This is a genomic window from Blastococcus sp. MG754426, from assembly GCF_021699055.1.
Classification (GTDB): Bacteria; Actinomycetota; Actinomycetes; order Mycobacteriales; family Geodermatophilaceae; genus Blastococcus.
Genome location: NZ_SSXC01000108.1, coordinates 1 through 9728, shown reverse-complemented (window position 1 = coordinate 9728; position 9728 = coordinate 1). Strand labels below are relative to the sequence as shown.

The following is a 9728-nucleotide window of genomic DNA, read 5'->3' as shown; positions in this document are numbered from 1 at the left end:
CGCCGGTGCCCGCCCCGGCCCCGGCCGCCCCGAAGAGGTCGCCGAGGTCGAAGGGCTGGCCGCCGGAACCCGGGAAACCGCCGGGGAACCCGGCCCGGGCACCGGCGCCCCCGGCACCGAACAACCGCCGCGCGTCGTCGTACTCGCCGCGCCGCTTGGGGTCGGAGAGCACGTCGTAGGCCTCGGAGACCTCCTTGAACCGCGCCTCGGCCTCGGTGTTGCCCGGGTTCTTGTCGGGGTGCAGCTCCGTGGCCAGCTTGCGGTAGGCCTTCTTGATCGCGGCCGCGTCGGCGTCCTGGGGGACGCCGAGTGCGCCGTAGTAGTCCTTCTCGATGAAGTCACGGGTGCTCATCGGACGCCCCCTCTCCCGCTCAGTCGGACGCCGGGGCGCCGGTCTCGTCGGACGCCGGCGCGGCCGCCGGGGCCGGGTTCTCCGGGTCGGTGACCGCGACCATGGCCGTGCGCAGCACCCGCTCGCCGCGGCGGAAGCCCTGCCGCAGCACGGTGGTGGCCGTCGGCACGGTGACCTCGGCCGAGGTGTCGTGCATGACCGCCTCGTGCAGCCCCGGGTCGAACTCGTCACCGGCCTTGCCGAAGGCCTCGACCCCGAGCCCGTCGAGCACGCCCAGGATGCGGTCGGCGACCACCTTGAAGGCACCGTTGAGGTCACCGTGGTCGCGCGCCCGCTCGATGTCGTCGACGATCGGGAACAGCTGCGCGGCGAAGCGCTCGGCGGCCTGGTCGACGACCAGCGAGCGGTCCCGGTCGACCCGGCGCCGGTAGTTGGCGTACTCGGCGGTGACCCGCTGTAGGTCCTCGGTGCGCTCGGCCAGCTGCTGGGCCAGGTCGCCGTCGGCACCGGGCTGCGGTGCGGCGGCGTCCTGCGGCGCAGCCGCCTGCTGCGGCGCCGCGTCCTCCCGCGACGTCGTCGTGCCGTGCTCGGTGCCGGCGGCCGGCGTGTCGTGCTCGCTCATCTGCTCCCCTGGGAGGTCGGTACCGGGCCGGGCGCCGGCCGGCTGCTCGCCGGCCGGCGCCCGCACTGCGCCGGTGGTGGGGTCGATCCGCCGCCTGTCACGGATCACGACCCGCGGCTGCTCGTCCCCCTGGCTCATCGGCGGTCGGTGTCCTCGTCGACGATCTCGGCGTCGACGACGTCGTCGTCGGCCGAGGCCTGGCTGCCCGTCGCACCGGCGCCGGCGCCCGGGCCGGCCTCCGCACCGGGCGCCCCACCGGCCGCCTCGGCCTGCTGGGCGTAGAGCGCCCCGCCGACCTCCTGCGACACCCGGGCCACCTTCTCCTGGGCGGACTTGATGGCCGCGACGTCCGAGCCGCCCAGCGCGCTGCGCAGCTCGCTCAGCGCCTCGCCGAGCTCGTCCTTCTTCTCGGCCGGGATCTTGTCACCGTTCTCGGCCAGGAACTTCTCGGTCTGGTACTGCAGCGACTCGGCCAGGTTGCGGGTCTCGGCCTCCTCGCGGCGTCGCTTGTCCTCCTCGGCGTGCGCCTCGGCGTCCTTCATCATCCGCTCGATGTCCTCCTTCGGGAGGGCCGAGCCGCCGGTGATGGTCATCGACTGCTCCTTGCCCGTGCCGAGGTCCTTGGCGTGGACGTGGACGATGCCGTTGGCGTCGATGTCGAAGGCGACCTCGATCTGCGGGACGCCGCGCGGCGCCGGGGGCAGACCGGTCAGCTCGAACATGCCGAGCTTCTTGTTGTACATCGCCATCTCGCGCTCGCCCTGGAAGACCTGGATCTGCACGGACGGCTGGTTGTCGTCGGCCGTCGTGAAGATCTCCGAGCGCTTCGTCGGGATCGTGGTGTTGCGCTCGATGAGCTTGGTCATGATCCCGCCCTTGGTCTCGATGCCCAGGGACAGCGGGGTGACGTCGAGGAGCAGGACGTCCTTGACCTCGCCGCGGAGGACACCGGCCTGCAGCGCGGCACCGATGGCCACGACCTCGTCGGGGTTGACGCCCTTGTTGGGCTCCTTGCCCCCGGTCAGCTCACGGACCAGGTCGCTCACGGCCGGCATGCGGGTCGAGCCGCCGACGAGGACGACGTGGTCGATCTGGCCGACGGAGATGCCGGCGTCGCGGATCGCCTGGTTGAACGGCGCGCGGGCGCGGTCGAGCAGGTCCTGGGTCAGCCGCTGGAACTCGGCCCGGGTCATCGTGATGTCGAGGTGCAGCGGGCCCTCGGCGCCGGCGGTGATGTAGGGCAGGTTGACGTTGGTCGACTGCGCGCCGGACAGCTCGATCTTCGCCTTCTCGGCGGCCTCGCGGAGGCGCTGCATCGCCAGCTTGTCCTTGGACAGGTCGATGCCGTTGGAGGCGTTGAACGTCTGCACCAGGTGCTTGACGACGCGCTCGTCCCAGTCGTCACCACCGAGGTGGTTGTCACCGGCGGTGGCCTTCACCTCGATGACGCCGTCCCCGATCTCGAGCAGGGAGACGTCGAAGGTGCCACCACCGAGGTCGAAGACGAGGATCGTCTGCTCGGTCTCGCCCTTGTCCAGCCCGTAGGCCAGGGCGGCCGCCGTGGGCTCGTTGACGATGCGCAGGACGTTGAGGCCGGCGATCTCACCGGCCTCCTTGGTGGCCTGGCGCTGGGCGTCCTCGAAGTAGGCGGGGACGGTGATGACGGCGTCGGTGACCGGCTCGCCCAGGTAGGTCTCGGCGTCCCGCTTCAGCTTCTGCAGGATGCGGGCGCTGATCTCCTGCGGGGTGTAGGTCTTGCCGTCGATCTCCCCGGTCTTCCAGTCGGTGCCCATGTGGCGCTTCACCGAGCGGATGGTGCGGTCGACGTTGGTGACCGCCTGGTTCTTCGCCGACTGGCCGACGAGCACCTCGCCGTTCTTGGCGAAGGCGACGACGGAGGGGGTGGTGCGCGAGCCCTCGGAGTTCGCGATGACCGTCGGCTCGCCGCCCTCGAGGACGGTGACGACGGAGTTGGTCGTGCCGAGGTCGATGCCGACCGCTCGAGCCATGGAGATGGCCTCTCTTCCGTGTGCTGGGGTGGTACTGGTCCGTGCGGGGGAGTCGGTGTCCGCCGTTGCGCGGGGTCCACTCAACTTTCCTGCCCACCCTAACGGCATGCAGCGCGACCGTGTTCCCGGGCCCGCACCCCTTTCGCGTCCGGACCCACCCCGGCCCCGCCCGGCGCCGCTCCGGCGCGGGCAGAGGGCGGCCCGACCGTGTTCTGCGTCACCCCGGAGCGGGATTGGGCGGGGCGCCCGGTGGCCGAACACCGATCCGGGGCACCGCGCCCGTGGTTACCGGCGAGTAGCCTCACAGGGCGCCAGCTATCGTGCGCAGGAGTGCCGGCTGCGCCTGCCTGCACTGCGCGCCGAGCGCCGGCCGACCGGCCGGCGGGCCGGTGCGCGCACCGCACACAGCCCCGTCGCCCGCGCGGTCGGCGGGAGTCGACCGACGCCACCTGGCGTACGGGAGGGGAAAACATGACGGGCCCGCTGCAGATCGTCCTGGGGACGATCAGCGTCCTGTTCCTGATCGTCGCGTCCGTCATGGCCTACCGGGCCGTCCGGGCGATGGTGCGGATCATCCGCACCGGGCAGCCCGACGGCACCCGCTTCGGCCCGGTCAAGACCCGGCTGAAGACGATGCTCGTCGAGTCGCTGGGCCACACCCGGATGCTCAAGTGGTCGAGCATCGGCGTCGCCCACTGGTTCGTGTTCCTCGGGTTCTACGGCCTGTTCCTGACGCTCGTCGAGGCGTTCGGCGAGGTGTGGGACCCGGCGTTCCACCTGCCGCTGATCGGCACCTGGGCGATCTGGAACCTCTTCGTCGACATCATCGGCACCGGGACGATCCTCGGGATCGTCTACCTGATCATCCGGCGCCAGCGGGACCACCCGCGCCGGCAGGGCCGCAAGAGCCGGTTCGCCGGCTCGAACGAGGGCCGCGGCTACTTCGTCGAGGCCGTCGTCCTGGTCGTCGGCATCAGCATCCTGAGCATCCGCGCCGCCAAGATCGCCTCCGGCCTCGACGACGCCCCGACCTGGTCGCACCCGGTCGCGAGCCTGCTGTCCAACGTCTTCCCGGACAACCCGGACGTCGTCACGATCGTCGCGTTCATCAAGATCGTGGTGTCGCTGACCTGGCTGGTCGTCATCAGCCGCATCCTGAACATGGGTGTGGCCTGGCACCGGTTCAGCGCCTTCTTCAACATCTACTTCAAGCGCGAGGCCGACGGCGCCCCGGCGCTCGGCCCGCTGCCGGCGATGACCTCCGGCGGCAAGCCGATCGACTTCGAGGACCCGGGCGAGGACGACGTCTTCGGTCGCGGCAAGATCGAGGACTTCACCTGGAAGGGGATGCTGGACTTCACCACCTGCACGGAGTGCGGTCGGTGCCAGAGCCAGTGCCCGGCGTGGAACACGGGCAAGCCGCTCAGCCCGAAGATGGTGATCATGGACCTCCGCGACCACCTGTACGCGAAGGCCCCCTACCTCCTCGGTGAGAAGACGGCGAGCGAGACGGCGCCGGACTACGACGTGCTCAAGCCCAGCGACGAGCAGGTGTGGGCGTCGGGCTACGCCCGCATCGAGGGCACCAACGACGCCCAGGCCCACCGCCCGCTGGTCGGCACCCTCGAGGAGGGCGGGGTCATCGACCCCGACGTCCTGTGGAGCTGCACCAACTGCGGCGCCTGCGTCGAGCAGTGCCCGGTGGACATCGAGCACATCGACCACATCGAGGACATGCGCCGCTACCAGGTGCTGATCGAGTCCAACTTCCCGTCCGAGGCCGGCGTCATGATGACCAACCTCGAGAAGCGGGGGAACCCGTGGGGCATGGGCGGCAACGTCCGCGAGGACTGGATCAAGGAGCTCGACTTCGAGGTCCGCGTCGCCGACGGCCCGCTCCCCCACGACGTCGAGTACCTGTTCTGGGTCGGCTGCGCCGGCGCCGTCGACGACCGCGCCAAGAAGGTCACCAAGGCCGTCGCCGAGCTGCTGCACACCGCGGGCGTCGAGTTCGCCGTCCTCGGCAACGGCGAGACCTGCTCGGGCGACCCGGCCCGCCGCATGGGCAACGAGTTCCTGTTCCAGCAGCTGGCCATGGAGAACGTCGAGACCCTCAACGGCGTCTTCGAGGGCCGCGTCCCGGGCACCCGCAAGATCGTCGCGACCTGCCCGCACTGCTTCAACTCGCTGGGCCGGGAGTACCCGCAGGTCGGCGGCGAGTACGAGGTCGTGCACCACACCCAGCTGCTCGGCCAGCTCGTGGAGGAGGGCCGGCTCACCCCGGTCACCCCGGTCGACCGCAAGGTCACCTACCACGACCCGTGCTTCCTGGGCCGGCACAACAAGGTCTACACGCCCCCGCGGGAGATCCTCGACTCCGTCCAGGGCCTGTCCACGCAGGAGATGCACCGGTGCAAGGACCGCGGCTTCTGCTGCGGCGCCGGCGGTGCCCGCATGTGGATGGAGGAGAAGATCGGCAAGCGGATCAACATGGAGCGCACCGAGGAGGCGCTCGAGCTCGATCCCGACGTCATCTCCACCGCGTGCCCGTTCTGCATCACGATGCTCAGCGACGCGCTGACCAGCAAGAAGCAGAACGGCGAGGCCGGCGAGCACGTCGAGGTGCTCGACGTCAGCCAGATCCTGCTGCGCTCGATGAAGCCGGTCGCCGTCGGCGCGCAGGGTGCCGAGCAGGGTGCCGACGTCGGCACGAAGGCCGACGACGTCGCCGGCCTGGGCTCGGCCGCCACGGAGCACGATCCGCAGTAGCAGCACGACGACGGCGGCGCGCATCCCCCCCGGGGTGCGCGCCGTCGCCGTTCCCGGGGCGGTGCGCGGTGGTTGCAGCGTGCACCGACCCGGCGATCGTGCGGGGTGCGTCATGGAGGACGCTGTCCGGGTGACCCGCACCGCCCCCGCCCGCAGCAGCACCGGCACCGGTCGTCGCCGGGGGCTCGGCCTCATGGCCGTCGCCATCGTGCTCACCGCGCTCAACCTCCGGACGGCGGTGACCAGCGTCGGCCCCGTGCTGCAGGAGATCGAGCGGGGGCTGGGCATCTCCAGCGGCCTGGCCGGGGTGATCACCACCATGCCGGTGGTCTGCTTCGCGCTCATCGGCTTCACCGGCCCGGCGCTGTCGGCCCGCTACCGCGACGCGCACGTGCTCGCCGGAGCCCTCGTCGCGATGACCGCCGGGCTCGCGTTGCGCAGCCTGGCCGGGGGCTTCCCCGTCTTCCTCGGGGGCACGGCGCTGGCCATGGCCGGCGGGGCCCTCGGCAACGTCATGCTCCCCGGCCTGGTGAAGCGCCACTTCCCGCGGCGGACCGGCCCCCTCGTCGGCGCGTACAGCACGGCGATGGGCCTGGGCGCGGCCCTCGCCGCGGTGGCCTCCCAGCCGATCGCCGACGCGGCGGGCACCGACGGCGGCGGCTGGCGCTGGGCGCTCGTCGTCTGGGCCCTGCCGGCGCTCGTCGCGGCCGGGGTGTGGCTGGCCGTCCCGGCCGCGCCCGACGTCTCCCGCGCGAGCCACTCGGCCGTCCCGATGCGGGCGTTGGTGCACAGCCCGACGGCGCTGGCGGTCACCGCGTTCTTCGGAGTCCAGGCGCTGCAGGCCTACGTCGTCATCGGCTGGTCGGCGCAGTACCTGCGCGACTCGGGCCTGAGCGCCGCGACGGCGGGGCTGATGCTGGGCCTGAACGCCGTCGTCGGCCTGCCGCTGAGCGCCGTGATCCCGTCGCTCGCCGTCCGCCCGCGGCTGCAGCGCCCGCTGCTGGCGCTCTTCACCGCCAGCTACGTGACCGGTTGGGTCGGCCTGTGGACGGCGCCGGCCACCGCGCCGTGGCTCTGGATGGTGCTGATCGCCGTCGGCATGGGGACCTTCCCCATGGTGCTGACCCTCATCGGCCTGCGCGCCCGGACGCCGGAGACCGTCGCCGCCCTCTCGACGGTCAGCCAGAGCTGGGGCTACGTCGTCGCGGGGGCCGGCCCCCTGCTCGTGGGCGTGCTGCGCGGCGCGACCGGCAGCTACGACGGCATGTTCGTCGTCGTGCTCACCGGCGTCGCGGTGCTCGCCGTCGCCGGGTGGGTCGCCACGCGCCAGGTGTTCGTCGACGACGAGGTGGAGCGGGCGGTGCCCGGCTGGTCACCGGCGGGACGCCGCCCCGACGTGCTGGAGAGCGCCGGGGTCGAGATCCCGGCCGCCGCCCGGGCCGACGACGCCGACCAGGGGGCTAGGGACGGCGGGTCTCCGCGCGGGTGAAGTTGCGGAACGAGCGCGACGGGGTGGGCCCGCGCTGGTCCTGGTACCGGGAGCCGTAGACCGCCGACCCGTAGGGGTGCTCGGCCGCGCTGGTCAGCCGGAAAAGGCAGAGCTGACCGATCTTCATGCCCGGCCACAGGGTGATCGGCAGGTTCGCCACGTTGGACAGCTCCAGCGTGATGTGCCCGGAGAAGCCCGGGTCCACGAAGCCCGCCGTCGAGTGGGTGAGCAGCCCGAGACGACCCAGGCTCGACTTCCCCTCGAGCCTGGCCGCCAGGTCGTCGGGGATGCGCACGACCTCCAGCGTCGACCCCAGGACGAACTCACCCGGGTGCAGCACGAACGGCTCGTCACCCTCGGGCTCGACGAGGGTGGTGAGGTCGTCCTGCTGCTCCGCCGGGTCGATGTGGGTGTAGCGGGCGTTGTTGAAGACGCGGAAGTAGCGGTCCAGCCGGACGTCGATGCTGGACGGCTGCACCAGCCCCGGGTCGTAGGGCTCGATGCCGAGGCGTCCCCCGGCGATCGCGGCCGTGATGTCGCGGTCGCTCAGCAGCATGGCGCGGAGTCTAGGGAACCGGGTTCCCCCTCCGTCCGGGTGAAGGACGCCGCCGGGGCCCTCAAGCACCACCCGCCCGGCGCCGTAGCGGCACGGGAGCGCCCCACTGCGACCGGCGGGGGCCACGGGGTGGCCGGGGGTCGGCAGGGATGACGAGCAAGCGGGTGCTGGGAGCGGTGCTCTCCGGCGCCGTCGTGGCCGGTTACGCCGGGGCCGCGGTCTGGACGGCGTGGGCCACGCCGGCCGTCGAGGTCGCCACGGGGTTCGGCGAGGGCGACGGGCTGACCCGCTACGTGCTCACCGCAGGCGCCTCCTCCGGCGACCTGCTGGCGGCGCTGGCCGCGGTGCCCGGCGTCGAGAGCGCGCAGTGGGTGGACGACGGGCTGGCCCTCGTCGCCGCCGACGGCCTGGGCCCCGAGCGGCTGCGGGCGGTGCCGGGGGTCGCCGACGTGGCCCTGTCGACGTCCGTGCCGGTCCTCGGCTCGGTCACCGACCCGCTGTTCCCGCAGTACGGCTGGAACCTGGAGAACACCGGCAGCAACGCCTACGGCCAGCCCGCCGTGGCCGACGCCGACGTGGACGCCACGACCGGCTGGGACACCGGCACGGGCGTGGGCCGCGTCGTCGCCGTCATCGACTCGGGCTTCGACTCCGACCACCCGGAGCTGGCCGGTTCGCTGTGGACCAACCCGGCCGAGCGCTGCGGCACCGCGGACACCGACGGCAACGGCCTGCCCGGCGACTGCCACGGCTGGAACTTCTACGCGGACGATGCCGACATCGACAACGGCAGCCTGGGCAGCCACGGCACCAGCGTCTCCGGCGTCGTGGGGGCGCGGGCCGGCAACGGGTACGGGTCCGCGGGCGTGGCGCCCGGCGTGTCGATCATGCCGCTGGTCGCCGGCGGCGGGAGCACCGTCGACATCTACCTCTGCGCCAAGGCCATCCGGTACGCCGTCGACCACGGCGCCGACGTCATCAACGCCTCGTGGGGCGGCCAGCTCAGCGGCCCGCCGCTGGAGGCGCTGCGCTCGGCCGTCGCGTACGCCGAGGCGCACGGCGTCCTCGTGGTCGCCGCCGCCGGCAACGACGGCGGGAACCGGGACACCAACCCCGTCTACCCGGCCGGCCTGACCGAACCCAACGTCGTGACCGTCGGCAGCTCCACGGCCGCCGACACCGTCGCCGCCCACTCCGGCTGGGGCGCCACATCGGTGGACCTCTTCGCCCCGGGCACCCGGGTCGCCGCCCCGTGGAACGACGGCGGGATGCGCCTGGTCGACGGGACGTCGTTCGCCGCGCCGCACGTGGCCGCCGCGGTGGCGCTCTACCGGGCCGTCTCGCCAGCGGCCACGGCCGCCGAACTCAAGCAGGCGCTGCTCGCCGACACCGACCGGGTCGCGGCCTTCGCCGGCCGGTCGGTCACCGGTGGCCGCCTGTCGCTGACCCGCATCGGCGACCACGTCGGCGAGACGGTGCGCTACGCCTTCACGTCGATGACCGCCCGCCCCGGGACCGTCACCCCCGCGATCGGCATCAGCGCCCCGGCCGGCAGCGGTCGCTACACCGTCGACATCGGCCTGGGCATGGAGGACGGCGGCGAGATCTGGGCGCTGGCGAAGAAGCCGGTGACCCTCGACGGCGCCACCGTGGCCACCGACGACGCCGGCGACGCCCGCTTCGACCTGGGCTCCTTCCCCCACTTCGACGGCATCGGGCTGGCGCCGTCGATGGAGCTCGGCGCCGGCCGCTACGTGCTGACCACCCAGCTGTACCGCGACGGGGAGCCGCTGGGCCGCATGCACGCCGCGCCGCTGCTGGTGTCCCCGGCCGGCGACGCCACCCCGGGCGCCCCTGCACCGGCCCCCCGTCGCGGTACAGCTGGGTGGTCAGCACGTAGCGGCCGGCGCCGCGCTCCATCGACGGCGCCA

The 9728-nt window shown here is 72.8% G+C and carries 7 protein-coding genes; 3 read left to right on the top strand and 4 right to left on the bottom strand.

Annotation, left to right across the window (positions count from 1 at the left end):
- From E9549_RS21435 to dnaK, 3 genes are all read right to left on the bottom strand, one after another.
- The coding region (locus E9549_RS21435) for a DnaJ domain-containing protein (protein WP_236828618.1) at nucleotides 1-352 on the bottom strand (352 nt) is incomplete at its 3' end.
- A 19-nt stretch (nucleotides 353-371) separates the two neighbouring features.
- Nucleotides 372-1112: a nucleotide exchange factor GrpE gene (grpE, locus tag E9549_RS21430; protein WP_236828617.1), complete on the bottom strand. Its 741-nt coding sequence runs from the start codon at nucleotides 1110-1112 to the stop codon at nucleotides 372-374.
- The gene (gene dnaK, locus E9549_RS21425) at nucleotides 1109-2983 is read right to left on the bottom strand and encodes a molecular chaperone DnaK (protein WP_236828616.1); all 1875 of its coding nucleotides are present in this window, start codon (nucleotides 2981-2983) and stop codon (nucleotides 1109-1111) included. Before dnaK ends, grpE begins: the two co-directional genes overlap by 4 nt.
- 471 nt (nucleotides 2984-3454) lie before the next feature.
- Here dnaK and E9549_RS21420 point away from each other — a divergent pair, with 471 nt between their 5' ends.
- Nucleotides 3455-5752 (top strand): (Fe-S)-binding protein, encoded by a 2298-nt coding sequence (locus E9549_RS21420; RefSeq protein ID WP_236828615.1) that lies wholly within the window; start codon nucleotides 3455-3457, stop codon nucleotides 5750-5752.
- A 130-nt stretch (nucleotides 5753-5882) separates the two neighbouring features.
- Complete coding sequence (locus tag E9549_RS21415) at nucleotides 5883-7241, top strand: MFS transporter (protein WP_236828614.1); 1359 nt, start codon at nucleotides 5883-5885, stop codon at nucleotides 7239-7241.
- Here E9549_RS21415 and dcd read toward each other — a convergent pair.
- Nucleotides 7213-7797, bottom strand: coding sequence for a dCTP deaminase (gene dcd / locus E9549_RS21410; RefSeq protein ID WP_236828613.1), 585 nt, complete (start codon nucleotides 7795-7797; stop codon nucleotides 7213-7215). The two genes, E9549_RS21415 and dcd, sit on opposite strands and share 29 nt — an antisense overlap.
- Before the next feature lie 149 nt (nucleotides 7798-7946).
- Here dcd and E9549_RS21405 point away from each other — a divergent pair.
- On the top strand, nucleotides 7947-9728 hold a 1782-nt coding region (locus E9549_RS21405; RefSeq protein WP_236828612.1), incomplete at its 3' end, for a S8 family serine peptidase.